Origin of the sequence: Streptomyces sp. ISL-94 (assembly GCF_018614075.1) — a bacterium.
Lineage (GTDB): Bacteria > Actinomycetota > Actinomycetes > Streptomycetales > Streptomycetaceae > Streptomyces.
Genome location: NZ_JAGGOZ010000016.1, coordinates 41,089 through 67,996, shown reverse-complemented (window position 1 = coordinate 67,996; position 26,908 = coordinate 41,089). Strand labels below are relative to the sequence as shown.

Sequence of the window (26,908 nt, the reverse complement as noted above, 5' to 3'; positions counted from 1 at the left end):
GGCTGGCGCTGATGGCCGTGCCGCTGGCCTTCTTCGGGCTGTTCTTCGCCTACCCCGTCGCCGCGATCGTCGGGCGCGGCCTCAAGACCGGCGCCGGCTGGCAGTTCGGCCGGATCGGCGAGGTGGTCGCCCGTCCCGACATCGCCGGCGTGCTGTGGTTCACCACCTGGCAGGCGCTCGCCTCCACCCTGCTCACGCTGCTGATCGCGCTCCCCGGCGCGTACGTGTTCGCGCGCTTCGAGTTCCCCGGCAAGCAGCTGCTGCGGGCCGTGGTGACCGTGCCCTTCGTGCTGCCGACCGTGGTGGTCGGCACCGCCTTCCTCGCGCTCGTCGGCCGGGGAGGGCTGCTGGACGAGATGTGGGGCGTCCGGCTCGACACCACCGTGTGGGCGATCCTGCTCGCGCACGTCTTCTTCAACTACGCCGTCGTCGTACGCACGGTGGGCGGGCTCTGGGCGCAGCTGGACCCCCGCCAGGAGGAGGCCGCCCGGGTGCTGGGCGCCGGCCGGTTCGCCGCCTGGCGGCGCGTGACGCTGCCCGCGCTGGCCCCGGCGGTGGCCGCCGCCTCGCTGATGGTCTTCCTCTTCACCTTCAGTTCCTTCGGCGTCGTGGTGATCCTGGGCGGCCCCTCGTACGCCACCCTGGAGGTGGAGGTCTACCGGCAGACCGCGCAGCTCCTGGACCTGCCGACGGCCGCCGTCCTGACGATGGTGCAGTTCGTGGCGATCGGCCTGGTCCTCGGCGTGCACGCCTGGACCGTGCGCAAGCGGGAGACCGCGCTGCGGCTGGTGGATCCGGGGCGCACCACGCACCGGCCGCGCGGCCCCGGGCAGCGGCTGCTGCTCGCCGCCGTGCTCCTGACGGTGGCGCTCCTCATCGTACTGCCGCTCGGTGTGCTGGTGGAGCGGTCCTTCGACGCCCCGGGCGGGTACGGCCTCGGCTTCTACCGGGCCCTGCAGGACGCGGCCGCGGGCGGCGGGACCTTCCTGGTGCCGCCGCTGGAGGCGATCTGGAACTCCCTGAGGTACGCGCTCGCCGCCACCGCGATCGCCCTGGTCGTCGGCGGGCTCGCGGCGGCGGCGCTGACCCTCCCCCAGACTTCGTCCGGGGGTACCCCCAGCGGGGGCCGCTTCGTACGGGGCTTCGACGCGCTGCTGATGCTCCCGCTCGGCGTCTCCGCCGTGACGGTGGGCTTCGGCTTCCTGATCACCCTGGACCAGCCGCCGCTCGACCTGCGGACCTCGTGGATCCTGGTGCCGCTCGCGCAGGCGCTGGTGGGCGTGCCGTTCGTCGTACGGACCATGCTGCCGGTGCTGCGCGCCGTGGACGGGCGGCTGCGGGAGGCCGCCGCCGTGCTCGGTGCGTCCCCGCTGCGGGTCTGGCGGGAGGTGGACCTGCCGCTGGTGCGGCGGGCGCTGCTGATCGCGGCCGGATTCGCCTTCGCGGTCTCGCTGGGGGAGTTCGGCGCCACCGTCTTCATCGCGCGGCCGGACCAGCCGACGCTGCCGGTGGCCGTGGCGCGGCTGCTGGGGCGGGCCGGAGAGCTGAACTACGGGCAGGCGATGGCCCTGAGCACGATCCTGATGCTGGTGTGCGCGGTGTCCCTGCTGGTGCTGGAGCGACTGCGCCCCGACAAGACCTCCGGAGAGTTCTGATGACCCTGCTTCAGCTGGAAGGGGTGTCGGTCCGCTTCGGTGAGCGTGCGGTCGTGGACTCCGTGGACCTCGCGGTCGCCGAGCACGAGATCGTGTGCGTGCTGGGGCCGAGCGGGAGCGGCAAGTCCACCCTGCTGCGGGTCGTCGCCGGGCTCCAGCCGGTGTCCGGCGGGCGGGTGCTGCTCGGGCGCGCCGACCAGGCGGGCGTGCCCGTGCACCGGCGGGGCGTGGGCCTGATGTTCCAGGACCACCAGCTCTTCCCGCACCGGGACGTCGGCGGGAACGTCGCCTTCGGCCTGCGGGTGCGGGGCTCTTCGCGCGGGTCGTCGTACGAGGCCCGGGTCGCGGAGCTGCTGGAGCTGGTCGGGCTCCCCGGGGCCCAGGGCCGGGCGGTGGCCTCCCTGTCGGGCGGTGAACAGCAGCGGGTGGCGCTGGCCCGGGCGCTGGCGCCGTCGCCACGGCTGCTGATGCTGGACGAACCGCTCGGGCAGCTGGACCGGGGGCTGCGGGAGCGGCTGGTGGTCGAGCTCCAGGGGCTGTTCGCCCGGCTGGGGACCACGGTGCTCGCCGTCACGCACGACCAGGGGGAGGCCTTCGCGCTGGCCGACCGGGTGGTGGTGATGCGGGACGGGCGGATCGCGCAGGCCGGGACCCCGCTGGAGGTCTGGCAGCGGCCCGGGTCGGAGTTCGTGGCGCGGTTCCTGGGCTTCGAGAACGTGGTCCCGGCCACGGTCTCGGGCGGCGCCGCCGCGACCGCCTGGGGCAAGGTCCCGGTACCGGCGGGCTCCCCGGACGGGGAGCACCGGCTGCTGATCCGCCCGGCAGGGGTCGTGCTCTGCCAGACCGGCCTGGGGTGCGAGGTGATCTCCCGTACCTTCCGGGGCACGCACGTCGCGCTGCTGCTGCGGCCGGAGGCGGGCCCGGTCCTGGAGGCGGAGTGCGAGCTGGCCGGGGCACCGGCCGTGGGCGCCCGGGTCGCGGTCGCCTTCAGCCCGGCCGAGGTCGTCGTCCTGCCGGCGGACTAGGCCTGGACTACGCCTGGACTAGGCGGGCAGGATGCCGTCGCAGGCGATCGGGAGGTGGCGCGGGCCGCGCAGGACCGCGTTCTGCCGGTATGGGGGCGGATCCTCCAGCAGCCGGGGGTTCTCCAGCCGGCGGGCGAGCTCGCTCAGTGCCAGCTGGCCCTCCAGCCGGGCCAGCGGAGCCCCGAAGCAGCTGTGGATCCCGCTGCCGAGGCCGAGGTGCTGGATGTCCCCGCGGTCAGGGTCGAAGCGGTCGGCGTGGTCGAAGCGCTCGGGGTCGCGGTTCCCGGACGCCAGGATCAGCCAGAGGGACGAGCCCTTGGGAATGGTGACCCCGGCGATGTCGATGTCGGCGAGCGTGCTGCGCTGGGGCAGCAGCTGCACGGGCGGCTCGTACCGCAGGAGTTCCTCGACGATCGGCACCGCCAGGCCCGGGTCCTCGCGCAGCCGCTGGAGGACGTCCGGGTGGCGCAGCAGGGTCAGCATGCCGTTGGTGATCAGGTTGACCGTCGTCTCGTGGCCCGCGATCAGCAGCAGCGCCGCGGTGCTGAGCACCTCCATCGTGGTCATCGAGCCGTCCGGCCCGTCCGCGGTCGCCAGGTGGGACAGCATGTCGTCGCCCGGGCTCTTGCGCCGCTCCTCGGCCAGCCCGGCCAGATACATGCCGAGCTCCATCCGCGTGTCCTGGGAGCCCTTGTGGCGCTGGGAGGGATCGGCGTCCGGGTCGGGGTCCAAGCCGGCGGCGAGGGCGTCCGCCCAGACGTGGAAACGCGGCTCGTCGGCGGGTGGCACACCCAGCAGCCGGCAGATGACCGAGACCGGGAAGGGGTAGGAGAACTGGTCGACCAGGTCGATCCGGTCCAGCCCGTCCGCGGCGACGATGCCGTCGATCAGCCCGGAGACGATGCCCCCGAGCTCGCCGCGCATGTCGTGGACCCGGCGCGGCGAGTGCGGCGGCCCGAACGGCCGGTTCGTCATCCGGCGCAGCCGGTCGTGCTGCGGCGGGTCCAGGTTCAGGAAGGCCGGCGGCAGGGTCGTCTCCTGCTCCTCGGGCTGGGCCAGCGGATCAGCGGCCGCCGGCGTCAGGTTGCGGCGGTCGGAGCTGATCCGGGGGTCGTGGAGGAGGCTCTGGATCTCGTAGTAGGTGCTGATGACGTATGGCCCGTCCCCGTCGTGGGCCACCGGCGTCTTGCGGAGCTCCTCGTAGAGCGGATACGGATTCGCGCGGTTCGCGTAGTCGATGATCTCCCGCAGGATGGCTCGTGTCATGACAGTCCTCGTGTCCTCGGGGGACGGCGCTCCGGGGTCAGTGGTGCGCGGGGGTGAAGGTCATCTTCCGGTCCGCCGGCGAGTACCCGCTCAGCGTGATGGTCGGTCCGTGCGTGGGCACCGACGGGTCCGGGAAGTCCGCCGGCATCGGCTTGTGGCCCTCCGGCCTGCGGTCCACGGTGGTGAACTCCGGCGGGAACGGCGCGGTCGTCTCGATCAGGTGCTGGTAGAACGGCAGCCACCGCGACTGGTCGAAGGTGACGGCGGCGATGACCCGCCCCTGGTACCCGTACACGGCACTGAACCGGCGCTCGTCGCGCGAGCCCTGCGCGATGAGGATCTCCGTCCCCATCGGGGGCACGCCGACGGACTTGATGTTCACGCCGAACTGGGAGGACCAGAAGGCAGGGACCCACACGTGGGGGCGGCGGTCCATGCCTTCGCTGAGCATGTTGTGCGCCGCCGTCTCGGCCTGGGCGACGGCGTTGCCCCAGTGCTCCAGGGACAGGAACTGGTACCCGAAGAGCGCGTGCGGGGAACGGGCCACGTCACCCGCCACATAGATGTCGTCGGTGACGATGCCCCAGATGTCGAAGGCCCGGCAGCCCGCGTCACAGGCGATGCCCCGGGGACCCGCACCCAGTCCGGACCCGGCGAGCCATTCGGTGTTGCGCTGCGCGCCGAGCGAGACGACCACCACGTCGGCCTCGACGGTGGCGCCGTCGGAGAGGTGGGCGGCGCGGACGCGCTCCGAGGGGTCGCCCTCCAGCCCGGTGACCATGACCCCGGTGCGCAGGTCCACCCCGTTCTCGCGGTGCATCTCGGCCGCTACCTCGCCGATGACCCCGCCGAGCGCGCCGACCAGGGGTGCGGCGCCCCGCTCGGCGACGGTGACGGGAAGACCGCGCTCCCGGCAGGCGGAGGCGATCTCGGACCCGGTGAAGCCGGCTCCGATGACCAGCACCCGGCGCGGACCGGCCGCGAGGCTGCGCTCCAGCGCGGCGCCGTCGTCACGGGTGCGCAGGACGAACACGCCGTCGAGGGCGCCCTCGTCCTCGTTCGGCCAGGGCCGGGCCCGTACGCCGGTGGCGATCAGCAGCCGGTCGTACTCCACCTCGTCGCCGTCGGCGAGGCGCACGCGCCGGGCCGCCATGTCCAGGCCGGAGGCGGGGACGCCGAGGCGCCACCTCGCGTCGATGTCCCGGCGGCGGGGGAGCGCGGTACGGTCCGCGGTGGCCTTTCCCAGCAGGACCTGCTTGGACAGCGGGGGCCGGTCGTACGGCTCGTACGGCTCGTCGCCGATCATCGTCAGAGACCCGGCGAAGCCCTTCTCCCGCATGGTCTCGGCCGCGCGCAAGCCGGCCAGGGAAGCGCCGACGACGACGATGCGGCCCTCGCGCTTGAGGTGCTCCAGGCTTCCGTCACCGCTCACCGGGCACCTCCGGGGTGAGTACGGGCGCGTCCGGCGCGTCGTATTCGACGAGGATCGCCCCGACCGGGCAGGCGGCGACGGCGCGCGCGATGTCCTCCCGCTGCTCCTCGTCGGCCTGCGGGTTGTAGAGCAGTGACTCGTCTCCGTGCATGGCGAACACATCCGGAGCGAGGAACGCGCACTGCGCGTATCCCTGGCAGCGATTGAGGTCGACGACAAGCCTCATGCAAGATCAGCCCTTCCGTGGCCCGATCATCCCCGTCATCCCCGTCATTCCCGAGTCCCCGGTCCCCCTCTTCGCCCTTCCTCATCCAGCATGCGCGCGGGAGCCGGGTGCAGCCTCCCAGGAGGTGAACCCGCAGGTCATGGTGGGTGTAGGGGGTCCGGGCGCCGGCTAGCGCAGCCGGGTGCGCAGGATGTGGACGCTGACGACGAGGGCCCAGGCCGGGAACACCAGCTCGGACCAGGGCACACCGGACCCCACCACGATCAGCACCAGGGCGACGACGGCCCCCAGCAGGGCCAGCGGCCGCGGGAAGACCCCGAGCCGCCGCCCGATCGTCGAGGTCGAGAAGACGAAGACGGCCGCCATCCGCATGGAGTAGGTCGCGAGGACCGTGTACGCGTAGTGGCGGCCGAAATCGGAGGGCGTGTCCTGCGCCAGCACGGTGCCGGCCGCCCCGGCGGCGACGAACAGCGTGGCGACGAAGACGAACCCGCTGCCGAGGAACACGGTGGCGAGGAACTTGTCCTCGGCCTCGCCCGTGTGGGCGCGCAGGGCGCCCATGAACCAGAGGAAGAAGATCCCCGCGAAGGGCACGATCTCCAGGGCCAGCCGTACCGCCCAGCGCCGGTCCGGATCGATGGCCGCTTCGGCGCCGTTCCCCGACGGCACGGCGATCCGCATCAGCACGATCGCCACCGCGAGCAGTACCGCGAAGGCGATTCCGGCCATTCCCGCGGCCCACGGAGTCCGCAGCCGCTCGCTGGTGGGTTCCATGAACCCTCGCTTTCTCCCCCGTCCAGCAAGCGGCAGCCGCCACCGCGGCACCACCGGGGACGGGCCGACCAGGTGAACCCGCCGGGCTACGCCACCGCCTCGGGCACCGGGGCCCCGGCCTCCTCCTCGGCACCCTCGTGCTTGCCGTACCAGGCGACCGCCACCGCGCCCGTGACGGCCAGGACGAAGCCGAGGACCGCCAGCCAGGCCAGGCCCGGGCGGGAGGCGTCGCCGAGCCACAGGACGCCGATCGCGCCCGGCAGGACCGTCTCGCCGACGACCAGGGCCGCCGTCGCCCCGTTCACCGAGCCGATCTGGAGGGCGACCGTGTGCAGGTACATGCCGCCGACGCCCGCCACCAGGATGGCGCAGAGGGCCGGGTCGCAGAGCAGCGTGCCGAGGTCGAAGGGGTCGACGCCGTCCAGGATCCGCACGCCGACGCCCAGCGCTCCGAAGCCCAGGCCCGACAGCAGACCCGCCAGGATCGCCGCGCCGCCTCCGAGGAGGCGTACGGCCACCGTGCCGCCCGCCATCAGCAGCAGCGTGATCCCCAGCAGCCACCAGTGCGTGGACATCGGCGCGTGGTGGCCGCCCTCGTGGCCCGCCGCCGTCGCCAGCAGCACCAGCGCGGTGCAGACGACTCCGATCGACGTCCACTCCTTGCGGCTCAGCCGGATGCCCAGCATCTTCACGCTCAGCACGGCCGTGATCACCAGGTTGGCGCTGATCACCGTCTGGGACAGGAACAGGGGCAGGAGCCGGGCCGCCAGCGCGCCGAGGCCGAAGCCCACGAAGTCCAGGATCGTCCCGACGATGAACTCCCAGGTCATCGCGGCTTTGGCGGTGGACGACAGATTGGGTCCGCCGTGCGCCGTCACCCCGGCCGTGGGCGGGGACATCCGGGCGGCGCGGCGAGATCCGACGGCTTGCAGCACGGATCCCGTGCCGTAGCAGATGGACGCCGCGACAGCGGTCAGCAGGCCTATGAGCACCAAAGGCTCCGTTCACGTCTGGCAGGTTTTGCGGTACCTCTGCCAGACGTGTGAACGGGCCGGGAAGTTGCTTCCGGACGTCAGGCCATTGCGGCGAGGGCGTCCGGGACCTCGTCCACGCAGTCCACGAGGGCGATCCGGGACTCCATCGCCCGGCCGCGCGCCAGCGCCCGGAGCAGGGGCCATGCCGGGAGGTGCTCCGTCCAGTGGGCCCGGTCGACCAGGACCATCGGTGCAGGCTCGCCGCGCGACGCGTAGTAGTTCGGCGTCGCGCTGTCGAAGACCTCCTGGACCGTGCCGGCCGCACCCGGCAGGAACACCACGCCCGCGGTGGAACGGGCCAGCAGGCCGTCCTCCCGGGTGGCGTTCGCGAAGTACTTGCCGATGTGCCCCGCGAAGGCGTTCGGCGGCTCGTGCCCGTAGAACCAGGTCGGGATGCCCACCGAATCGCCGCCGTCGGGCCAGCGCTCCCGTACGGCGAAGGCCGCCCGCGCCCAGTCGGACACCGACGGCGCGAAGGACGGGGCCTTGGCCAGCAGCTCCAAGGCCTCCGCAAGGGCCTCGTCCCGGGCCGGGGCCAGGTAGGCGCCGAGGTTGGCGGCCTCCATGGCGCCGGGGCCGCCCCCGGTGGCCACCGTGAGCCCGGACCGGGTCAGCGCCCGGCCCAGCTCCGCCGCGCCGCGGTAGTCGCTGCCGCCGCGGGCCATGGCGTGGCCGCCCATCACGCCCACCACCCGGGCGCCGGCGAGGTGCTCGTCGAGGGCGTCGGAGATGGCGTCGTCGTGGAGGGAGCGGAGCATCGAGGAGAAGATGTCGCCGTCGGCCTTGGTCTCCTGGAACCAGGCGTACGCCTGGGCGTCCGGGGTGGCCTCGTAGCCGCCGGGCAGCCCGGCGAACAGCTCCTCGGGCGTGTAGAGCAAGCCGCGGTACGGGTTGAACGGCAGGTCCGGGACCGGCGGGAAGACCAGCGCACCGTCGGCGCGGACCTTCACCGAGGCGTCCGGCTCCATCGCGCAGCCCAGGAACACGGCGGCCGAGGTGTCGGCGGACAGCAGCGCGAAGGTCCGCTCCAGCAGGTTGACCGACTGGATCCGGTAGCCGCTGAGCGAGCCGCGGGCCACGACCTGGTCGAATTCTGCGAGCGTCTCGATCTCGATGTCTGCGTTGACCATTCGGCCCACCCTAAGGGCTGCCCGCGTCAGCGGGTCAGGGCCAGGGACGTCAGCTGTGCCACACCCCAGCTGAGCGGTACGCACCCGGCCACCAGCGCGGTGGCCCGCAAACTCGCCGCCGTACGGAGGACCTTGGCCGGTGCGCCCATGCCGAGCAGGGCCTCGCGGACGGCGGCGCGGCCCTGCCGGACCTCCACCGCGGATGTGAGAAGGGTCGCGGCCGCGCACAGCGCCACCAGGGCCGCCGCCGGGCCGGTCAGCGCACCGAGCGGGACGAGCAGCCCGCCCTGGTCGCGCAGGGTCAGCGCGGTCAGGGCGCCCGCGCCGACCGCGCACAGCACCCCGAGGGGCGCGCCGAGCCGGGGCGCCTCCTCCTGGAGGGCCCGGCCGGCCAGCAGCCGGAGGCCGCCCGGGCGTACCGCCTGGAGCAGCGCCCCGCAGGCGTAGGCCAGGCCCGGCCCGGCGAGGGCGAGGCCGATGGCGGTGAGTGACCAGCCCGCGAGCATGCCGGGGCCGCCGCGTCCGGCGTAGGCCTCCACCGCGAGCCCGCAGGCGGTCAGCGCGATGCCCCAGGGAAGCCCGGTCTGCGGAGCCGGCACCGTGCGCCGGCGCGCGGTGCCGGCGGTGGCGGCCGAGGCCGTCAGGGGGATCAGGGCCAGCAGGGTGAGGGCGGCCGCGACGGGCAGCGGCCGGTCGGCGTGGAGCAGCCGGGCCCCGGCGCCGTCGAACGGCAGCCCGGTCAGGTCGCCGCGCAGGTGGAGGAAGGCGGCCAGGGCCAGGGCGCCGCCCAGGGTGCAGGCGATGGCGGTGGAGACCGCGGCGACCAGGCCGAGCCGTACGGGCCCCAGCCCGGCGGCGTCCAGCCCGTCCCGGGGCCGGGTGGCGGGGTCGGTCCGGGCCACGGCGACGGCGAGCTGCACGGTGAAGGCGAGCGGGACCAGGGCCCACAGCAGGCGAGGGAACGATCCGGCGGGCCGCGCCACCGCCTCCGCGAGCACGTACAGGAGGAGGAACCCGGTGCCGGCCGAGGCGGCGGCGACGAGCAGCCGGCGCAGCTGGACCAGCGGCCGGGAGCCGCGGGCTAGGCGGAGAGCGAGCACGCGGTCTGGCCCTCCGGGGTGTCGGCGGCGGGGGAGGCCAGGGCTCCGGCGGCGGCGGCGGTGCGGCCGTCGAGCAGGGCCAGCCGGCGGTCGGCGGCGGCCGCGGTCTCCTCGTCGAGGGTGGCCAGCAGCACGGTGATGCCGTGGGAGCGGGCCGCGGTGGTCAGCGTGCGGAGCAGCAGGGCGCGCTCGGTCCGGTGCAGGGGGGCCGTGGGCTCGTCGGCGAAGATCACCGCGGGCTCGTTGACCAGGGCCCGGGCCAGGGCCACGCGCTGGGACTCGGCGCGGTTGAGTGCGGAGGGGCGCTTGCGCGCGAAGCCGCCGATGTCGAGGCGGTCCAGCCATGCGCAGGCGGCGTGCTTGGCGCTGCGGTGGGAGGCGCCGGCGATCAGCAGCGGCAGGGCCGCGTTCTCCCAGACCTTCAGCTCGGGCAGCAGCTGCGGCTCGGGGCCGATCCAGCCGAACCGGTCGCGGCGCAGCCGTTCGCGGGCCACGGCTCCCATGGTGTGCACGGGGGCGCTGTTGAACCAGACCTCGCCCTGGTCGGGCCGCAGCCGCCCGGACAGGCAGTGCAGCAAGGTGGTCTTGCCGCTGCCGCGCGGGCCGGTCAGCGCCAGGATCTCGCCCTGGCGGACTCCGACGGAGACTCCGATCAGGCCGGGCGAGCCGCTGTGGGAGTAATGAAGGGACCGTGCCCAGAGGACATCATTGTCCGGCGGGGCCTGGTCCGGTGGAGCCACCATGGCGTACACCTCCGTCCGGGGGAACGAAGCGGGGCCCGCGGAAGTCACTGGCGCCGCACTGAGATGAAAAGAGACGAACGTCTTGGATGGTGACAGCACGCGGCCCGGACCCCCGCGTTCTCACTCGAACGAAGGATCCGGGCCGTGTGATCGGACTAGGTGGAGCCTGGTCCCTAGAGCTTGGTCCACGCCTCGGTGAGCACCGAGCGCAGGATGCCTTCGATCTCGTCGAAGGTGCTCTGGTCCGCGATCAGCGGCGGGGCCAGCTGGATGACCGGGTCGCCGCGGTCGTCGGCCCGGCAGTACAGGCCGTTGTCGAAGAGCGCCTTGGAGAGGAAGCCGTAGAGCACGCGCTCCGTCTCCTCGTCCGTGAAGGACTCCTTGGTGGCCTTGTCCTTGACGAGCTCGATGCCGTAGAAGTAGCCGTTGCCGCGGACGTCGCCGACGATCGGCAGGTCGTGCAGCTTCTTCAGCGTCGAGAAGAAGGCGTCCTCGTTGTCCAGCACGTGCTGGTTGAGGCCTTCCTTGTCGAAGATGTCGAGGTTGGCCAGCGCGACCGCCGAGGAGACCGGGTGGCCGCCGAAGGTGTAGCCGTGCAGGAAGGTGTTGTCGCCCTTGTAGAAGGGCTCCGCGAGGCGGTCCGAGATGATGCAGGCGCCGATCGGGGAGTAGCCCGAGGTCATGCCCTTGGCGCAGGTGATCATGTCCGGGATGTAGTCGAACTTGTCACAGGCGAACATCGTGCCGAGTCGGCCGAAGGCGCAGATCGTCTCGTCGGAGACGAGCAGCACGTCGTACTCGTCGCAGATCTCGCGGACCCGCTGGAAGTACCCGGGCGGCGGCGGGAAGCAGCCACCGGCGTTCTGCACCGGCTCCAGGAAGACGGCGGCGACGGTGTCGGCGCCCTCGAACAGGATCTCCTGCTCGATCTGGTCGGCGCACCAGCGGCCGAAGGCCTCGGGGTCGTCGCCGTAGATCGGGGCGCGGTAGATGTTGGTGTTGACCACCTTGTGCGCGCCGGGGACCAGCGGCTCGAAGGGGGCCTTCAGGGCCGGCAGGCCGGTGATGGACAGGGCGCCCTGCGGGGTGCCGTGGTAGGCGACCGCACGCGAGATGACCTTGTACTTGGTGTGCTTGCCCTGCAGCTTGAAGTACTGCTTGGCGAGCTTCCAGGCCGTCTCGACGGCCTCGCCGCCACCGGTGGTGAAGAAGACCTTGTTCAGGTCGCCCGGGGCGTAGTGGGCGAGGCGCTCGGCGAGCTCCACGGCCTTGGGGTGCGCGTACGACCAGATGGGGAAGAACGCGAGTTCCTGCGCCTGCTTGTAGGCGACCTCGGCCAGTTCCTTGCGGCCGTGACCAGCGTTGACCACGAACAGTCCGGCGAGACCGTCGAGGTAGCGCTTGCCCTTGTCGTCGAAGATGTAGGTGCCCTCACCACGCACGATGGTGGGGACGGGTGCGTTCTCGTATGACGACATGCGGGTGAAGTGCATCCACAGGTGGTCGTACGCGGTTTTGGAGAGGTCCTGGCTCACGGGCTATCGAGTTCCCCACATGTAGGTCTGCTTCTTCAGCTTCAGGTAGACGAAGCTTTCGGTTGATCGCACGCCGGGGAGCGTGCGGATCTTCTTGTTGATCGTTTCGAGCAGGTGGTCGTCGTCCTCACAGACGATCTCCACCATCAGGTCGAACGATCCTGCGGTCATCACCACGTATTCGCACTCCGCCATGGCGGTGAGCGCGTCCGCGACCGGGTCGAGGTCTCCCTCGACGTTGATGCCGACCATGGCCTGGCGTCGCAGGCCCACGGTGAGCGGGTCGGTGACGGCGACGATCTGCATGACGCCCTGGTCGAGCAGCTTCTGTACGCGCTGGCGTACGGCCGCCTCGGACAGGCCTACGGCCTTGCCGATCGCTGCGTAGGGACGGCGACCGTCCTCCTGCAGTTGCTCGATGATCGCCAGGGACACAGCATCGACCGAAGGGGACGGTTGTCTGTTCCTGGAATCTGCGCTTCGACTGACCACGACCTCACTGTGCACGAGGAGTCGTCTGTTCCGCAAGATGGAATCAATGAAATCCGTCGTTTGGCGCCGTCGATCTCACTGATTTCGTAGTTACTCGTGTCCGGCTCTGTCGAAAGCGTCCGCCGAGGGGCTACCCTTGGGAGCAGTCTCAATCGATGGACATGTGATCAGGAGTGTGGCTGGAGTGACCACGGAACTGCGTCGTCTGCGCAACTACATCGGCGGGGAGTTCAAGGACGCCGCTGACGGGCGGACCACCGAGGTGGTCAACCCCGCCACCGGCGAGGTGTACGCCACTGCCCCGCTCTCGGGCCAGGCCGATGTCGACGCCGCCATGGCCGCCGCCGCGGCCGCGTTCCCGGGCTGGCGTGACACCACGCCCTCGGACCGGCAGAAGGCCCTGCTGAAGATCGCGGACGCCTTCGAGGCGCGCGCGGACGAGCTCGTCGCCGCCGAGTCGGAGAACACCGGCAAGCCGCTGGGCCTGACGGCCAGCGAGGAGCTGCCGCCGATGGTGGACCAGATCCGCTTCTTCGCGGGCGCCGCCCGCCTGCTCGAAGGCCGCTCGGCCGGCGAGTACATGGAGGGGATGACCTCGATCATCCGCCGTGAGCCGGTCGGCGTATGTGCCCAGGTCGCGCCCTGGAACTACCCGATGATGATGGCCGTGTGGAAGTTCGCCCCGGCGATCGCCGCGGGCAACACCGTGGTCCTCAAGCCCTCGGACACCACCCCCGCCTCCACCGTCCTGATGGCCGAGATCATCGACTCGATCCTGCCCAAGGGCGTCTTCAACGTCGTCTGCGGCGACCGCGAGACCGGCAAGGCGATGGTCGAGCACTCCACCCCGGCGATGGCCTCCATCACCGGCTCGGTGCGCGCGGGCATGCAGGTCGCCGAGAGCGCCTCGAAGGACGTCAAGCGCGTCCACCTGGAGCTCGGCGGCAAGGCCCCGGTCGTGGTCTTCGAGGACGCGAACATCGTCAAGGCCGTCGAGGACATCGCGGTCGCGGGCTACTTCAACGCCGGTCAGGACTGCACCGCCGCCACCCGCGTGCTCGTCCACGAGTCGATCCACGACGAGTTCGTGGCCGCGCTCGCCAAGGCCGCCGCCGACACCAAGACCGGCCAGCCGGACGACGAGGACGTGCTGTACGGCCCGCTGAACAACCCGAACCAGCTCAAGCAGGTCGCGGGCTTCATCGAGCGCCTCCCCGCGCACGCCAAGGTCGAGGCGGGCGGTCACCAGGTCGGCGAGAAGGGCTACTTCTACGCCCCGACCGTGGTCTCCGGCCTCAAGCAGGACGACGAGATCATCCAGAACGAGGTCTTCGGCCCCGTCATCACCGTCCAGTCCTTCACGGACGAGAAGCAGGCCGTGGAGTACGCGAACGGCGTCGAGTTCGCCCTCGCCTCCTCCGTGTGGACCAAGGACCACGGCCGCGCGATGCGGATGTCCAAGAACCTCGACTTCGGCTGCGTGTGGATCAACACCCACATCCCGCTCGTCGCCGAGATGCCGCACGGCGGCTTCAAGAAGTCCGGCTACGGCAAGGACCTCTCCGCCTACGGTTTCGAGGACTACACGCGCATCAAGCACGTGATGACCTCGCTCGACAGCTGATCGGTCGCATCTGCGGCATCCGCGCATTGATCACAGCACAGCGCTGAAGGGGCGGGCAGTAGACACCATGTCTATTGCCCGCTCTTTCGCGCTTGTTGAGGCTTTGGCCATGCCTCGGCTCGACTTCTCCCGCCGCGACGCGCTGGCTGCCTCGGCGCCGCGGGCCTGCCCCCGTATGCCCGGTCCCGGCCGCCCGCGAGGTCCTGGCCGGCTCCGACGACAGGGAGACCGCCGAACTCGCCGAGAACCCGGTGGTCTTCCCCGACGACGCGACGCGCCGTCGGCTCGTCGTGGCCCGGGACATCTCCACCACCGAGCGGCGGTCCCTCGCCAGGCGGTGGAACGCGATCGTCGGACTCCGATCAGGGACCGGGGGCGACTTGAACATGTTCAGCAATTTGGCTGAACATGTTCAATTTCTGTGTACGCTTCCTTCCATGAGCGAGAGAAGCGCCCTTCAGCGGCGGATCCGTGCCTGGTTGATCCTGTTCCTCGTCTGCCTGGTGATCAGCGGTCTCACGGCCTTCCCCCTGGTCGGTGAGCTCCACTGGGCCAACGCACTGGTGGACAACGAGTGGCTCCGGCGGGTGGGCGACGGGCTGGAGCGGGCCGATGCCGAGTACCCCTTCCTCCTCTACGGCACCGACTGGCTCGCCTTCGCCCACCTCGTCATCGCCGTCTTCTTCTACGGCGTCCACCGCGACCCGGTCCGCAACATCTGGATCGTCGAAGCCGGCATGATCGCCTGCGCCGGCATCATCCCGCTGGCCCTCATCTGCGGCCCGATCCGCGGGATCCCCTTCGGGTGGAGCGTCATCGACATGTCGTTCGGTGCCTTCGGGGTGATCCCGCTGCTGGTGCTCCGCCGCATGATCAAGCGCCTTGAGGCGATGCCGGCGTAGGTGGGCTACCGCGCGAAGGCCGCCACCACGATGCCGAGGGCGACCGGGTTCATGTCCTCGCCCTTCGCGTCGGTGGAGTTGACCGAGTACACCAGGGTGCGGGACAGGTCGCGGGTCGCGCCTATCGCGGTGTTGTAGCCGTACCGGCCGCCCGTCTTGCCCCACGCCACCGTGCCGTCCGGCAGCACGATCCTGGACAGCCCCGCAGTCAGGGTCGCGTCCTTCCCGTTGGTGAAGTTCTTCACCGCGGGGACCGTGAACATCTCCTCCAGCTGGGCCTTCGGCACGATCCGCCCGCCGAACAGGGCCCTGGTGAACCGCTCCAGATCGGCCGTGGTCGAGATGATGTCCCCCGCCGCCCACCGGTCCGAGGAGTTCCACTCGGTCACATCCCGCAGCTCCCTGGAGCCGTCCGCCTTCGCCATCGCCTGGTAGCCCCGGTTGTGCGGACCGTGGATCTTCGTCTGCGTCCGGGCCGGGAAGGAGGTCTGGTGCAGGCCCAGCGGCTTCAGGATGCGCCGGGCGACTGCCTCCTCGTACGAAGTGCCCGTCACCTTCTCGATGAGCACGCCCAGCACCGTGTAGCCGATGTTCAGGTAGTGCTGGGCCGCGCCCGGGGCGAACTCCGGTTTCTTCGCGAAGGCGTTGGCCAGCTGGTCATGCGGGTCGGTCACATCGAAGCGGTGCTCCCACTGCGCCTCGAACGAGTCGCCCGGGCCGTCCGCCGCCGGTATGCCGCTGGTGTAGTCGAGCAGCTGCCGCACGGTGACCGAGCCGTAGGCGTCGGGGACGGTCCCGGGCAGGTACCACCGGACCGGCCTGTCCAGATCCACCCGGCCCTCGGCCACCAGCTGGAGCACCACAGCCGCGGTGAAGGTCTTGGTCACCGACCCGGCCCGGAACCGCCCCTGCTCGACGGCCTCCCGCCCGGTGCCGATGTCCGCGACACCGGCACTGCCCCGCCAGCTGCCGCTCGTACCCCCGACGCGGACCAGCGCGGCCGTCGCGTCCTTGTTCTCCGCTCCGAGGCCGGCGACCGCCCGCTCCAGTGCCGCGGCGTTCGGCGGGGTCGAGACGAGGGGCGCGGCGACCCCGACCCCCGCCGGGGCGGGAACCGGAGCGGCGTGGGCGACGACGGGTCCGGACGCGACGCCCAGAACCAGGGCGGCGGCGATCAGCGTGCGCGTGCGAGCCTTCATGGTGGAATCCCCCTGTGAGTTCACCGTGGCCACTGCGGCCCCGATGACTCAATGCTGCTGGTCAGAGGGGTAGTTGCGGATCACCCCCGAGAGGGGTCTTCACCGGTACGACAACTCACCGGCGAGAGGGAGGCGACACGCCGTTCCCTCACTCCCCAGAGGGAGTACCCGCCGCGATCAGGCCCGTCTCGTACGCGCAGATCACCGCCTGGATCCGGTCCCGCAGCCCCAGCTTCGCCAGCACGTTCCCCACGTGCGACTTGACCGTGTGCTCGCTCACCACCAGCGCCGCCGCGATCTCCGCGTTCGACAGTCCCCGCCCCAGATGCAGCAGCGTCTCCCGCTCCCGCGCCGTCAGCACCTCCAGCCGGTCCGCCGGGAGCGCAGCCCGCGCCGCCCCCGTCACCGCCGTGTACTCCTCGATCAGCCGCCGAGCCACCGAAGGCGCCAGCAGGGACTCGCCCGCCGCCACCACCCGTACCGCGTGCACCAGATCGTCCCGCCGCACGTCCTTGAGCAGGAACCCGCTCGCCCCCGCGTGCAACGCCTCGTAGACGTACTCGTCCGAGTCGAAGGTCGTGAGCATCACCGTGCGGCACCCGCTCCCGGCGGAGATCCTCCGGCACGCCTCGATTCCGTCCAGCACCGGCATCCGGATGTCCAGCAGCGCCACGTCCGGTGCGAGCCGGGCCACCGCCTCCACCGCCGCCGCGCCGTCACCGACCTCCGCCACGACCTCGATGTCCTCCTGGACGTCGAGGATCATCGCGAACCCGCTGCGCACCAGCTCCTGATCGTCGGCCACCACCACACGGATCGTCAATTCCCCACCTCCAGCGGCGAGGTTACAAGCACCACCCGGACCGAGTACCCGACGCCGTCCGGCCCCGGGCCGGACTCGGCGGTTCCGCCGTGCGCCGCCGCCCGCTCGCGGATGCCGATCAGCCCGTGCCCGCCCGAGGCGGCGCCGGGCCCCCGGCCGTCGTCCGTCACCGCCACCGTGAGCGCCTCCGGCCCGTACGCGAGCGTCACATCCACCGCCGAAGCCCCGGCGTGCTTCACCACATTGGTCAGCGCCTCCTGTACCACCCGGTGCACCGTCGCCTCCAGCGCGGCCGGCAGCTCGCGCACCGCGCCCGTCCGCGCGTACGACACCCGCAGACCGCTGGCCCGTACCCGGTCCACCAGCTCCGGCAGCCCGGCGATCCGCGGCTGCGGGCTCCTGGGGGCGGCCTCATCGGTGCGCAGCACACCCAGCATCGCGCGCAGCTGCGCCATCGCGTCGCGCCCCGTCTCCGCGATCGCCTCGAAGGCCGCCTCGGCCCGTTCCGGGGCCCTGCGCACGGCCACCGGCCCGGCCTCCGCCTGCACGATCATGATGCTGACCGCGTGCGAGAGGATGTCGTGCATCTCCCGTGCGATCCTCGCCCGTTCGCGTGCGGCAGCCTGCTCCGCCTCGATCCGGTTGGCCCGCTCCAGTTCGGCGGCGCGGGCCTCGACGGCCTCGGTATAGGCCTGCCGGGTGTGCTGGAGCCGTCCCAGGGCGTAGGCCGCCGCCGAGACGAAGAGGGTGAACAGCAGCTCCCGCGCCGTCCCCGTCTCCCAGCCCACCGACAGCGCGACCCCCGCCACGGAGGCCAGTCCCACGGCCGCGCGGACCCGCGGCGTGCACTGCAGGGCGACGGTGTAGAAGGCGATGAGGCCCGCGTACGGCAGCGGCTGGCCCGGCCCGTCGAGAGCGACCTTGTAGACACCTCCGACGACCAGGATCGCCGCCAGGACACCGACCGGTGCCCGTCGCCGCCAGACCAGGGGCAGCACGGCGAGCGTGGTCATTGCGTACGAGGCCCAGGTCACGGGCGGGAGTCCGGGCGACCGGGGCACGACGAACGGCATCGTGACGGCCAGCTGCACGAGCACCGTCAGCCCCAGGTCCTGCCACCGCGGATCGGCTCCGAGGACCGCCTCCCGTAAGGCGCGTATCACCGGCCGAGCTCGGCCCGTACGGCGGCCAGCGCGTCCACCCGGTTCGTGGTGATCGAGTCGACCCCGGCCTTGAGGAGCCCCCGCATCGTCCGCTTCGTGTCCGCCGTCCACGCCGACACCAGCAGCCCGTCCCGGTGCAGGGCGTCCGTCAGTTCCCGGCTCACCAGCCCGAAGCGGTAGTTGAGCCAGCGCGGGGCCACCGCGTCGATCAGCACCCGGCGGGGCGGCGACAGCGTGGTCCAGGTCAGCGCGATCTCCGCGCCCGGATCGGCGGCGCGGACCGCCAGCATGGTGTTCGGGCCCGCGCAGTAGTACGCGCGCTCGCGCGCCCCGCACTCGCGGACCTGGTCCACGACCGTCCGTACCGACTCGGCGCTCGCACCGGGCAGGTCGATCATCACCCGGCCCGCCCCGGCCGCCATCAGGGCGTCGCGCAGCGTCGGAATCCCGCCCTCCGTCAACTCCTCGAGCTGTGGGGCCGTGACGGCGTCGAGCCGCACGTCATGGCCCCACAGCCGCTCGAGCGTCTCGTCGTGGAGGAGGACCGGCACCCCGTCACGGGTCAGCCGTACGTCGATCTCCACTGCGTCCGCCCCGCGTGCGAAGGCGGAGCGGATCGAGAAGAGGGTGTTCTCACGGACACGGTAGGGATCGCCGCGGTGGCCGACGGCAGTCAGGGTTCGCATGGCCCCATTCTCGGGGCCGGCCGGATCAAGGGGACGTCAGCGCGCGAGCCATTCTGCGGTGTACCCGTCGATCTCCGCGGTGAGCTTCGCCTTGCCGGCCGGATCCAGGAAGGAGGCCTCGACCGCGTTCTTCGCGAGCTGCGCCAAGCCGCGCTCGTCGAGGTCCAGGAGGCGGGCGGCCACCGCGTACTCGTTGTTGAGGTCGGAGCCGAACATCGGCGGGTCGTCGCTGTTGATGGTGACGAGCACGCCCGCGGCCACCATCTCCTTGACGGGGTGCAGGTCCAGGTCGGTGACGGCCCGGGTCGCGATGTTGGACGTCGGGCAGACCTCCAGCGCGATGCGGTGCTCCGCCAGGTACGCGAGGAGCTCCGGGTCCTGGGTGGCGCTGGTGCCGTGGCCGATGCGCTCGGCGCCGAGCTCGCGGATGGCGTCCCAGACCGTCTCCGGGCCGGTGGTCTCGCCGGCGTGCGGCACGCTGTGCAGGCCGGCGGCCCGGGCCCGGTCGAAGTACGGCTTGAACTGCGGGCGCGGCACGCCGCCCTCGGGGCCGCCGAGGCCGAAGGAGACCAGGCCCTCGGGGCGCAGGTCGACGGCGAGGCGGGCGGTCTCGGCCGCGGCCTCCAGGCCGGCCTCGCCGGGGATGTCGAAGCACCAGCGCAGGATGACGCCCAGTTCGGCCTCGGCGTCCCTGCGGGCGTCCTCGATGGCCGCCATGAAGGCCTTCTCCTCGATGCCGCGGCGGGTGGAGGAGTACGGGGTGATGGTCAGCTCGGCGTAGCGGATGTTCTGCCGGGCCATGTCGCGGGCGACCTCGAAGGTCAGGGTGCGTACGTCGTCGGGGGTGCGGACCAGGTCGACGACCGACAGGTAGACCTCGATGAAGTGCGCGAAGTCGGTGAAGGTGAAGTAGTCGGCGAGCGCCTCGGGGTCGGTGGGGACCTTCGAGTCGGGGTGCCGGGCGGCGAGCTCGGCGACGATGCGCGGCGATGCCGAGCCGACGTGGTGGACGTGGAGTTCCGCCTTGGGCAGCCCCGCGATGAAGGGGTGCAGGTCGGTCATGGGGTTGCCTCCGGGAGGACGCGCGTACGGGCAGGTCGGGCTTCATCGTAGGCAGGCCGGTGACTGTCGGTGGCAGCGCTTAGCATGGCTGTACGAGAGGGGGGTGCCGTATGACCGAGAACAGTTCCGAGCAGCGAGACCCATGGGCGCCGCCGGAGCGGCCGGCGGTCGATCTGGGCAAGCCGGGGGCGCCGGGGGTGTCGGGTCCGCCGTCCGTGCACGACCAGCCGACGCTCGCGGGGATACCCGCCGACGCCCCACCGACCCCGTTCGCGCCGCTCGCGTCCCCGGTGGCGGACGCGCCGCCGGTCACCGGGCCCGCGCCGGCCGCCTACGGTTACCCCGGCCCGCCCACGCCACCGGCCATGCCGGGATACGGGTACCCGGGTGACGCGGGCTATCCCGGAGACCCCGGGCAGGCCGGATATCCGGGTCAGCCCGGCTACCCGGGGTATCCGGGATACGCCGGGTACCCGCAGTACGGGCCCCTGCCGAGCAACGGCTTCGCCATCACCGCCCTCGTCCTCGGCATCATCGGCGTGATCACCTGCTACCTGGGCCTCCTGTTCGGAGTCCCGGCGGTCATCTTCGGCGTGCTGGGCCGCGGCAAAGCCCGGCGCGGCGAGGCCGACAACGGTTCGATGGCACTGGCCGGCATCATCCTGGGCACGGTCGGCATCGTGATCAGCATCCTGATGATCGCGCTCGTGATCGGCGGTCTCCTGCTCGGCGACCGGGGGAGCGATTCGGACCACGACAGCCCGTACTCGAACTCCCAGGTGCACGAGAAGGTCTGAGCCGGGCTCAGACCGCCCACGGCCAGTCGGCGTTCCGGCCGCCCTCGATCAGGGACACCATGCGGAAGGCCGCATCGGTGAGCCCGCCGAAGACGTGCCGGTTCGCGGAACCGGACGGCGCGTGGCCCACCCGGTAGCCGGCCAGGTTCCAGGTGTACACCGGGACCGTCTCCGCAACCTCCACCGTCGGGTCTCCGCCGTAACCGTACGAGGCGGCCTGCTCGTCGGTGACGATCAGCACCCGGTCGTGGCCCCGGTAGTGCTCCCGCACGGCCTTGGCCGTGTAGGTGCCGCCGAGGCTCCCGAACCGCTCCAGCACCTTCAGCACGGACTGGCCCCGGGTGTAGGGAACGGCGCGGCTGTCCGAGCCGAACTGCACCAGGTCGCCGTGCTCGGCGCGCAGGGCCACCGCCGCCCCGAAGACGGCCGCCGCGTCGGCCCGGTTGAGCTGCGAGCGCTCCGACAGCGGGGACCACATCGACCCGGAACGGTCGACGAGGACCAGCGTCCGGCCCGGCAGCGCCGGTACGTTGGCCAGCGAGTGCCCGAGCGCCTCCTCCAGCGGGTACGCCCAGCGCAGCGAGGGCGCGTGCTGGTAGGCGGCCAGGTAGCGGAAGGGGAACTGCCGCGACCGGGCCACGACCTCCGGGTCGGAGATCTTCGCCGCGACCCGCGAGGCCACCTCGTCCGAAACCCCGGCCTGGTCGAAGTTGCGCAGGTTGCGCAGCAGCGCCATCGCGCCCATGGACGGGATGACCGCCTCCCAGGCGGCCGCGTCCATCGGCCCCTGCAGCCACCCGGCCAGCGCCTCCCACGTCATGCCCGCCTCCGCGAGGCGCTCGGCGCCGTCCGGTGCGGTGACGACCCCGCGACGCTCGGAGACCGGCAGCTCCATCAGCGACCGGTGGGCGGCCAGGGTCCGGTTGCCGTCCGGGACCTGCGCGGTCTCGGGGCTGTGCCGGCGGTCGAGGGCGTAGCGGAACAGCTCGCCCTGCCAGGGCTTGGCCGGGTCGGGGGAGGCGTGCACGAGGTTGAGGACGTCGCCGAAGCGGTATCCCCGCCGCGCGGAGGCGGTGTCGTACTTCAGCAGCGAGGTGGCGGAGTAGAGGCGGCGTACGGCGTCGGCGATGCCGCGCTTGACCGGCTTGGGCACGTTGCGGCCGTACGTCGCCGTCCAGTAGGCCAGCAGCTCGCCGGGCTCGTCCGCCCGCCGCAGTACGGAGTCCACGACCTGGCGGTTCGACGGCCCGTCGGCGGCGCCCGCGTCGAGCCGCGCCTTGACGTACTCGGCCGCGCCGACGAGCGAGGCGGTCCGCATGTTCGCGTCCCCGCGCAGCCAGCCGAGCAGGCCGGCGGTCCACGCGGGATCCTCGACCGCGAGCCGGCGCACGAGCGCGCCGAAGCGGTCGTCGCGGGCTTCGCCGCTCTCGTAGAAGGTCCGCTGGGTCACGAAGTTGGCGACCGCGAGCAGGAACAGCTCGGAGCGGGCATCCCGTTCGCGGCCCGGTCCGCCTTCCCGGGTGCGGGAGCGGCGGGTCGAGCGGACGGGCGAAGTGGGCGGGGCGGGCTCGGACGTGAGCGCGCGCAGGTTGAAACGAGCCATGGTGAATCCCCCCGAATTCAAAGGAAGCGGGGGAGGCGTGACGTGAGGGGTGCCCGAGATCAGGAGTCGGCGGCGGACCTTGTACCTGGCGAGCTGCCTGGCTGCTCCACCGGCCGTCGCCCTTGAGGGCGAGGGGCCGGGTGGGGTTCGAACCCACGACCTCCGGGTCCCCGAAGTAACCGCTGCCTGCGCACCGGGCATCCCCCACGCACGGCCTCCCGAGATCAAGGTGGCGGCGGCCTGGTGTCTTTGCAAAAGAAGGAGCCGCAGCCTGCGCACCGGGAGGTGCGTGACGTGGGTGTCCAGAGATCGAGTTCGGCGAAACCACGTGGTGCTCTGCCAACTGAGCTACACCGGCCGGAAGCCGGTGACGAGACTCGAACCCGCGACCGCCCCATGAAGAGTGGAAGTATGTCTCGCCTGCGCACCTGGACAAGGATCACGTTAGGCGCCGGGCCCGGGCGCCGCCACGCATTAACCGCCCCGTCAGACCGTGCCCGTCAGACCGTGCCCGTCAGACCGCGGCCGCCATCAGCAGCGTCGGCACCATGACCTCGCCGTCGCCGCCCCCGCGCGACAGCGGGACCCAGATGAGCCCGACCATCCGCGGGCAGTCGCACTCCAGGTCCGGGTCGACGCCGAGGACCGGCTCGCCGGGCTCGACGTCCACACGGAAGCAGGAGGTCCAGCCCGAGGGGTACGGCGAGTCGTAGGCGTACCGCACGCCCAGGGCGCGCAGCCCCACCTCCTCGGCCACCTCCCGCCGGACCGCCTCCTCGGGCTGCTCGCCGGCTTCGAGCCCGCCACCGGGCAGGGTCCAGTACTCCGGCCCGTCGTGCCGGCCCGCGGGTCCCCGCCCGCGCTCGCGCACCATCAGCACGCAGCCGTCCCGGATGATCACGGCGGCGACCCGGCGCCGCTCCGGCATTGCCTGCCGGTCCGTCACGCTGCGTCGGCCCTCAGCCGCTCCCGGGCCTCCATCAGGGCGAAGCCCAGCAGGTTCAGGCCGCGCCAGCTCGCCGGGTCCAGGGCGCGCTCGTCGTCGGGGGCCAGACCGATGCCCCAGATGCGGTCGACCGGGCTCGCCTCCACCAGCACCCGGTCGCCGGTGGTCAGCAGGTACGAGCGCAGTGCCGGGTCGGAGGCGAACTTGTGCACGCTGCCCTCCACCACGATCTCGTACCGCTCGCGCTGCCATATCGCGTCGTCGAAGCCGCGCACGAGCCGCCCGGCCTTCTTCGCCTCGGCCGGGGTCCGGGCCGAGAGGGCCGCCCGCTCCGCCTCCGCGTCCCCGAAGAGCCGGGCCTTCCCGGCCATCATCCAGTGCTCGGCCGTCGCATAACGGACGTCACCCACAGTGAAAGCGGACGGCCACCACTGGCTGAGACAGCTCGGCCCGAGCGTCCCGTCCGGCCTGGCCCGGTGGCCCCAGAACGGCAGGAACTTCACCCGCTCACCACGGCTGACCTGCTTGATCAGGTCGTCGATCATCTCCATGCACGCGAGTCTGACAGTCGCCACGGACAGTTCGTACGGGATTTCGGGCACGCCTCGACACATGGTCGACCGAATCCGTCGCGTAATCAAAAGGCAACAACGGAATCACTTGGCCGAGAGGCCCTCCTCTGTCAGGATCGGCACTCAATTCGAGCTGTAGCTCGAACTGTAGCTACGGAGAGCGTGAGAGCGTCATGGGCAACCGCTTCCAGGTCAAAGACCGCTTCGCAGACGGCGCGCAGTACATCGACGGGCAGCTGAGGCCCGGCACCTCCGGACAGTCACACACCGTGGTCGACCCGGCCACCCGCAACGAGGTCCTCACCTACGAACTGGCGGGCACCGCCGACGTCGACGAGGCAGTCGCCGCCGCCAAGAGGGCCTTCACGGGCTGGTCCGCCGCCACCCCCGGCGAGCGGGCGGACGCCCTGCACCGGCTGGCCGCCGTACTGGCCGAGCAGGCCGAGGACTTCGCGTACGCCGAGTCCCTCCAGTGCGGCAAGCCGATCAAGCTGTCCACGGAGTTCGACGTACCGGGGACCATCGACAACACCGCCTTCTTCGCGGGCGCCGCGCGCCACCTCCAGGGGCAGGCCGCCGCCGAGTACTCCGGCGACCACACCTCCTACGTACGCCGCGAGCCCATCGGGGTCGTCGGCTCCATCGCGCCCTGGAACTACCCGCTCCAGATGGCCGCGTGGAAGATCCTCCCGGCCATCGCAGCCGGCAACACCATCGTGCTGAAGCCGGCCGAACTCACCCCGCTGACCTCGCTGATGTTCGCGCAGGCGGCCAAGGACGCCGGCCTCCCCGACGGCGTGATCAACATCGTCACCGGGGCCGGCCGCGACGCCGGCGAGCACCTGGTCGGCCACCCCGACGTGGTCATGACCTCCTTCACCGGCTCCACCGCCGTCGGCAAGCGGGTCGCCGAGATCGCCACCGCGACCGTCAAGCGGCTCCACCTGGAGCTCGGCGGCAAGGCCCCCTTCCTCGTCTTCGACGACGCCGACCTGGAGGCCGCCGCGCACGGCGCCGTCGCCGCCTCCCTCATCAACACCGGCCAGGACTGCACCGCAGCCACCCGCGCCTACGTCCAGCGCCCCCTCCACGACGCCTTCGTCGCGCGCGTGGCCGAGCTGATGGAGACCGTCCGCCTCGGCGACCCCTTCGCGCCCACCACCGACCTCGGCCCGCTGGTCTCGCACGCCCAGCGCGACCGGGTCGCCGGCTTCGTCGAGCGGGCCCGCGCCTATGCCACCGTCGTCACCGGCGGCGAGATCCCCGGCGGGGAACTGGCCGAAGGCGCGTACTACCGGCCCACCCTCATCGCCGGCGCCGCCCAGGACAGCGAGGTCGTCCAGTCCGAGATCTTCGGACCCGTCCTCGTCGTACTGCCCTTCGACACCGACGACGAGGGCATCGCCCTCGCCAACGACACCCCCTACGGACTCGCCGCCTCCGCCTGGAGCCGCGACGTCTACCGCGCCGGCCGCGCCACCCGCGAGATCAAGGCGGGCTGCGTCTGGGTCAACGACCACATTCCGATCATCAGCGAGATGCCCCACGGCGGTTACAAGGCCAGCGGCTTCGGCAAGGACATGTCCGCCTACTCCTTCGAGGAGTACACGCAGGTCAAGCACGTGATGTACGACAACACGGCGGTGGCGGCCAAGGACTGGCACCGCACGATCTTCGGGGACCGTCCGTAGCCATGTGCGGCTTCCGCCACGTGGCACCACGACCCGCCTGACCAGCGGCACACCTTCCGAAAGGGCAACGCGCATGGAGCAGTTCGAGCCCGACCGCCTCTCGGCGGCGCAACTCGCCGCGGTGCGGCGCAGCATCACCAGCGGGCGCGGGGCCCTCACCCGCCGCTCGCTGCTGCGCGCCTCCGGCGTCGGGGCACTCACCCTCGGCGGTCTGTCCACCCTCGCCGGGTGCGGCATCCCGCCCGCCAAGCGCGCGGGCGACACGGCAGTGGCCTCCGACGACCACTCGGCCCAGGAGAAGGAGATCAACTTCTCCAACTGGACCGAGTACATGGACACCAGCGACGACGAGAAGACCCGTCCGACCCTGGAGGAGTTCACCAAGCGGACCGGGATCAACGTCAAGTACACCGAGGACATCAACGACAACGTCGAGTTCTTCGGGAAGATCCGCCCGCAGCTCGCCGCCGGCCAGGACACCGGCCGCGACCTGATCGTCGTCACCGACTGGCTCGCCGCCCGCATCATCCGCCTCGGCTGGGCGCAGAAGCTGGACCCCTCGCACCTGCCGCACGCCTACGCCAACCTGATCCCGCAGTTCCGCACCCCCGACTGGGACCCGGGCCGCTCGTACAGCTACCCGTGGACCGGCATCGACACCGTCATCGCCTACAACACCAAGGCCACCGGCGGGAAGAAGGTCGACTCCGTCACCCAGCTGCTCGACGACCCCACCCTCAAGGGCCGGGTCGGCTTCCTCACCGAGATGCGCGACAGCGTCGGCATGACCCTGCTGGACCAGGGCAAGGACCCCGCGAACTTCACCACCGCGGACTTCGACGGCGCGATCGGCCGGCTCCAGAAGGGCGTGGACACCAAGCAGATCCGCCGCTTCACCGGCAACGACTACACCGCCGACCTCGACAAGGGAGACCTGGCCGCCTGCCTCGCCTGGGCCGGCGACGTCATCCAGCTCCAGGCCGGCAACCCGGACATCCAGTACGCGATCCCGGCGCCCGGATACATCACCTCCAGCGACAACCTGCTGGTCCCCGCACACGCCCGGCACAAGGCCAACGCCGAGAAGCTCATCGACTACTACTACGAGCCCCCGGTCGCCGCCCAGCTGGCCGCCTTCATCAGCTACGTCTGCCCGGTCGAGGGCGTCAAGGACGAGCTGGCCAAGATCGATCCCGCGCTCGCGGACAACCCCCTGATCGTCCCGGACAAGGCGATGGCCGCCAAGGCACACGCCTTCCGCTCGCTCACCGGCGAGGAAGAGACGGCGTACGAAGAGAAGTTCGCCAAGCTCATCGGAGCCTGACGCCTGACGCCTCGTGGCAAGCCGTGGAGGACCGGGGCGCCGCCCACCGGACGACTCCGGCGGCGGCGCACTCCGGCCGGCCCCGCCCAGCCCCTTGACCCTTC

The 26,908-nt window shown here is 71.7% G+C and carries 25 protein-coding genes and 1 pseudogene; 8 read left to right on the top strand and 18 right to left on the bottom strand.

Annotated features, from left to right (window positions below):
- Nucleotides 1-11 precede the first annotated feature (11 nt).
- Nucleotides 12-1,655, top strand: a complete 1,644-nt coding sequence (locus tag J7E94_RS05895; RefSeq protein WP_215013071.1) for an iron ABC transporter permease — start codon at nt 12-14, stop codon at nt 1,653-1,655.
- Nucleotides 1,655-2,680: an ABC transporter ATP-binding protein gene (locus J7E94_RS05890; protein ID WP_215012953.1), complete on the top strand. Its 1,026-nt coding sequence runs from the start codon at nt 1,655-1,657 to the stop codon at nt 2,678-2,680. The genes J7E94_RS05895 and J7E94_RS05890 overlap by 1 nt, the downstream gene beginning before the upstream one ends.
- An 18-nt stretch (nt 2,681-2,698) precedes the next feature.
- Here the strand turns inward: J7E94_RS05890 and J7E94_RS05885 are convergent, their stop codons facing one another.
- The 10 genes from J7E94_RS05885 to J7E94_RS05840 form a co-directional block, all read right to left on the bottom strand.
- Entirely contained in the window at nt 2,699-3,946 is a 1,248-nt protein-coding gene (locus tag J7E94_RS05885; protein ID WP_215012951.1) for a cytochrome P450, read from the bottom strand.
- A gap of 37 nt (nt 3,947-3,983) precedes the next feature.
- Nucleotides 3,984-5,378 carry an FAD-dependent oxidoreductase gene (locus tag J7E94_RS05880; protein ID WP_215012949.1) on the bottom strand — a complete coding sequence of 465 codons (1,395 nt, stop codon included), beginning with the start codon at nt 5,376-5,378 and terminating at the stop codon, nt 3,984-3,986.
- The gene (locus tag J7E94_RS05875; protein WP_215012947.1) at nt 5,368-5,604 is read right to left on the bottom strand and encodes a ferredoxin; all 237 of its coding nucleotides are present in this window, start codon (nt 5,602-5,604) and stop codon (nt 5,368-5,370) included. Before J7E94_RS05875 ends, J7E94_RS05880 begins: the two co-directional genes overlap by 11 nt.
- A gap of 168 nt (nt 5,605-5,772) precedes the next feature.
- Complete coding sequence (locus tag J7E94_RS05870) at nt 5,773-6,378, bottom strand: hypothetical protein (protein WP_215012945.1); 606 nt, start codon at nt 6,376-6,378, stop codon at nt 5,773-5,775.
- Nucleotides 6,379-6,464: 86 nt separating this feature from the next.
- Nucleotides 6,465-7,370, bottom strand: a complete 906-nt coding sequence (locus J7E94_RS05865; protein ID WP_215012944.1) for a hypothetical protein — start codon at nt 7,368-7,370, stop codon at nt 6,465-6,467.
- Between the two features lie 80 nt (nt 7,371-7,450).
- On the bottom strand, nt 7,451-8,542 hold the full coding sequence (locus J7E94_RS05860) for an LOG family protein (protein ID WP_215012943.1): 1,092 nt from the start codon (nt 8,540-8,542) through the stop codon (nt 7,451-7,453).
- Between the two features lie 26 nt (nt 8,543-8,568).
- The gene (locus J7E94_RS05855; protein ID WP_215012942.1) at nt 8,569-9,642 is read right to left on the bottom strand and encodes a hypothetical protein; all 1,074 of its coding nucleotides are present in this window, start codon (nt 9,640-9,642) and stop codon (nt 8,569-8,571) included.
- Nucleotides 9,624-10,385, bottom strand: coding sequence for an ABC transporter ATP-binding protein (locus J7E94_RS05850; RefSeq protein WP_215012941.1), 762 nt, complete (start codon nt 10,383-10,385; stop codon nt 9,624-9,626). The genes J7E94_RS05855 and J7E94_RS05850 overlap by 19 nt, the downstream gene beginning before the upstream one ends.
- Before the next feature lie 173 nt (nt 10,386-10,558).
- Nucleotides 10,559-11,920, bottom strand: coding sequence for an aspartate aminotransferase family protein (locus J7E94_RS05845; protein ID WP_215012940.1), 1,362 nt, complete (start codon nt 11,918-11,920; stop codon nt 10,559-10,561).
- 3 nt (nt 11,921-11,923) lie between these two features.
- A complete protein-coding gene (locus J7E94_RS05840) occupies nt 11,924-12,427 on the bottom strand; it encodes an Lrp/AsnC family transcriptional regulator (RefSeq protein WP_031144106.1) in 504 nt (167 codons plus the stop codon).
- Nucleotides 12,428-12,596: 169 nt separating this feature from the next.
- On the opposite strand from J7E94_RS05840, the gene J7E94_RS05835 reads away from it, so the two are divergent.
- From J7E94_RS05835 to J7E94_RS05830, 3 genes and pseudogenes are all read left to right on the top strand, one after another.
- Nucleotides 12,597-14,036: a gamma-aminobutyraldehyde dehydrogenase gene (locus tag J7E94_RS05835; protein ID WP_215012938.1), complete on the top strand. Its 1,440-nt coding sequence runs from the start codon at nt 12,597-12,599 to the stop codon at nt 14,034-14,036.
- 173 nt (nt 14,037-14,209) lie between these two features.
- A pseudogene (locus tag J7E94_RS34240) lies at nt 14,210-14,395 on the top strand (spermidine/putrescine ABC transporter substrate-binding protein); the annotation flags it as partial.
- Between the two features lie 78 nt (nt 14,396-14,473).
- The gene (locus tag J7E94_RS05830; RefSeq protein ID WP_215012936.1) at nt 14,474-14,938 is read left to right on the top strand and encodes a hypothetical protein; all 465 of its coding nucleotides are present in this window, start codon (nt 14,474-14,476) and stop codon (nt 14,936-14,938) included.
- A gap of 5 nt (nt 14,939-14,943) precedes the next feature.
- Here J7E94_RS05830 and J7E94_RS05825 read toward each other — a convergent pair whose 3' ends face one another.
- The 5 genes from J7E94_RS05825 to J7E94_RS05805 all read right to left on the bottom strand — a co-directional run bounded on the left by J7E94_RS05825 (nt 14,944) and on the right by J7E94_RS05805 (nt 19,871).
- Nucleotides 14,944-16,137: a serine hydrolase gene (locus tag J7E94_RS05825; RefSeq protein WP_215012934.1), complete on the bottom strand. Its 1,194-nt coding sequence runs from the start codon at nt 16,135-16,137 to the stop codon at nt 14,944-14,946.
- 148 nt (nt 16,138-16,285) lie between these two features.
- A complete protein-coding gene (locus J7E94_RS05820) occupies nt 16,286-16,960 on the bottom strand; it encodes a response regulator transcription factor (RefSeq protein ID WP_215012932.1) in 675 nt (224 codons plus the stop codon).
- Nucleotides 16,957-18,033 (bottom strand): sensor histidine kinase, encoded by a 1,077-nt coding sequence (locus J7E94_RS05815; RefSeq protein ID WP_215013070.1) that lies wholly within the window; start codon nt 18,031-18,033, stop codon nt 16,957-16,959. Before J7E94_RS05815 ends, J7E94_RS05820 begins: the two co-directional genes overlap by 4 nt.
- A gap of 86 nt (nt 18,034-18,119) precedes the next feature.
- The gene (locus J7E94_RS05810) at nt 18,120-18,809 is read right to left on the bottom strand and encodes a glycerophosphodiester phosphodiesterase (protein WP_215012930.1); all 690 of its coding nucleotides are present in this window, start codon (nt 18,807-18,809) and stop codon (nt 18,120-18,122) included.
- Nucleotides 18,810-18,845: 36 nt separating this feature from the next.
- Nucleotides 18,846-19,871, bottom strand: coding sequence for an adenosine deaminase (locus J7E94_RS05805; RefSeq protein ID WP_215012928.1), 1,026 nt, complete (start codon nt 19,869-19,871; stop codon nt 18,846-18,848).
- 110 nt (nt 19,872-19,981) lie between these two features.
- On the opposite strand from J7E94_RS05805, the gene J7E94_RS05800 reads away from it, so the two are divergent.
- The gene (locus tag J7E94_RS05800) at nt 19,982-20,668 is read left to right on the top strand and encodes a DUF4190 domain-containing protein (RefSeq protein ID WP_215012926.1); all 687 of its coding nucleotides are present in this window, start codon (nt 19,982-19,984) and stop codon (nt 20,666-20,668) included.
- A 7-nt stretch (nt 20,669-20,675) separates the two neighbouring features.
- Here J7E94_RS05800 and J7E94_RS05795 read toward each other — a convergent pair whose 3' ends face one another.
- The 3 genes from J7E94_RS05795 to J7E94_RS05785 all read right to left on the bottom strand — a co-directional run bounded on the left by J7E94_RS05795 (nt 20,676) and on the right by J7E94_RS05785 (nt 23,768).
- Nucleotides 20,676-22,271: a TROVE domain-containing protein gene (locus J7E94_RS05795; protein WP_215012924.1), complete on the bottom strand. Its 1,596-nt coding sequence runs from the start codon at nt 22,269-22,271 to the stop codon at nt 20,676-20,678.
- A gap of 514 nt (nt 22,272-22,785) precedes the next feature.
- Nucleotides 22,786-23,217 carry an NUDIX domain-containing protein gene (locus tag J7E94_RS05790; RefSeq protein ID WP_308344609.1) on the bottom strand — a complete coding sequence of 144 codons (432 nt, stop codon included), beginning with the start codon at nt 23,215-23,217 and terminating at the stop codon, nt 22,786-22,788.
- The gene (locus J7E94_RS05785; RefSeq protein ID WP_215013067.1) at nt 23,214-23,768 is read right to left on the bottom strand and encodes an NADAR family protein; all 555 of its coding nucleotides are present in this window, start codon (nt 23,766-23,768) and stop codon (nt 23,214-23,216) included. The genes J7E94_RS05790 and J7E94_RS05785 overlap by 4 nt, the downstream gene beginning before the upstream one ends.
- Nucleotides 23,769-23,962: 194 nt before the next feature.
- Between J7E94_RS05785 and J7E94_RS05780 the strand changes: the two genes are divergently transcribed.
- Both J7E94_RS05780 and J7E94_RS05775 read left to right on the top strand, forming a co-directional pair.
- The gene (locus J7E94_RS05780; protein WP_215012922.1) at nt 23,963-25,480 is read left to right on the top strand and encodes a gamma-aminobutyraldehyde dehydrogenase; all 1,518 of its coding nucleotides are present in this window, start codon (nt 23,963-23,965) and stop codon (nt 25,478-25,480) included.
- 73 nt (nt 25,481-25,553) lie between these two features.
- On the top strand, nt 25,554-26,804 hold the full coding sequence (locus J7E94_RS05775; RefSeq protein ID WP_215012921.1) for a spermidine/putrescine ABC transporter substrate-binding protein: 1,251 nt from the start codon (nt 25,554-25,556) through the stop codon (nt 26,802-26,804).
- Nucleotides 26,805-26,908 lie beyond the last annotated feature (104 nt).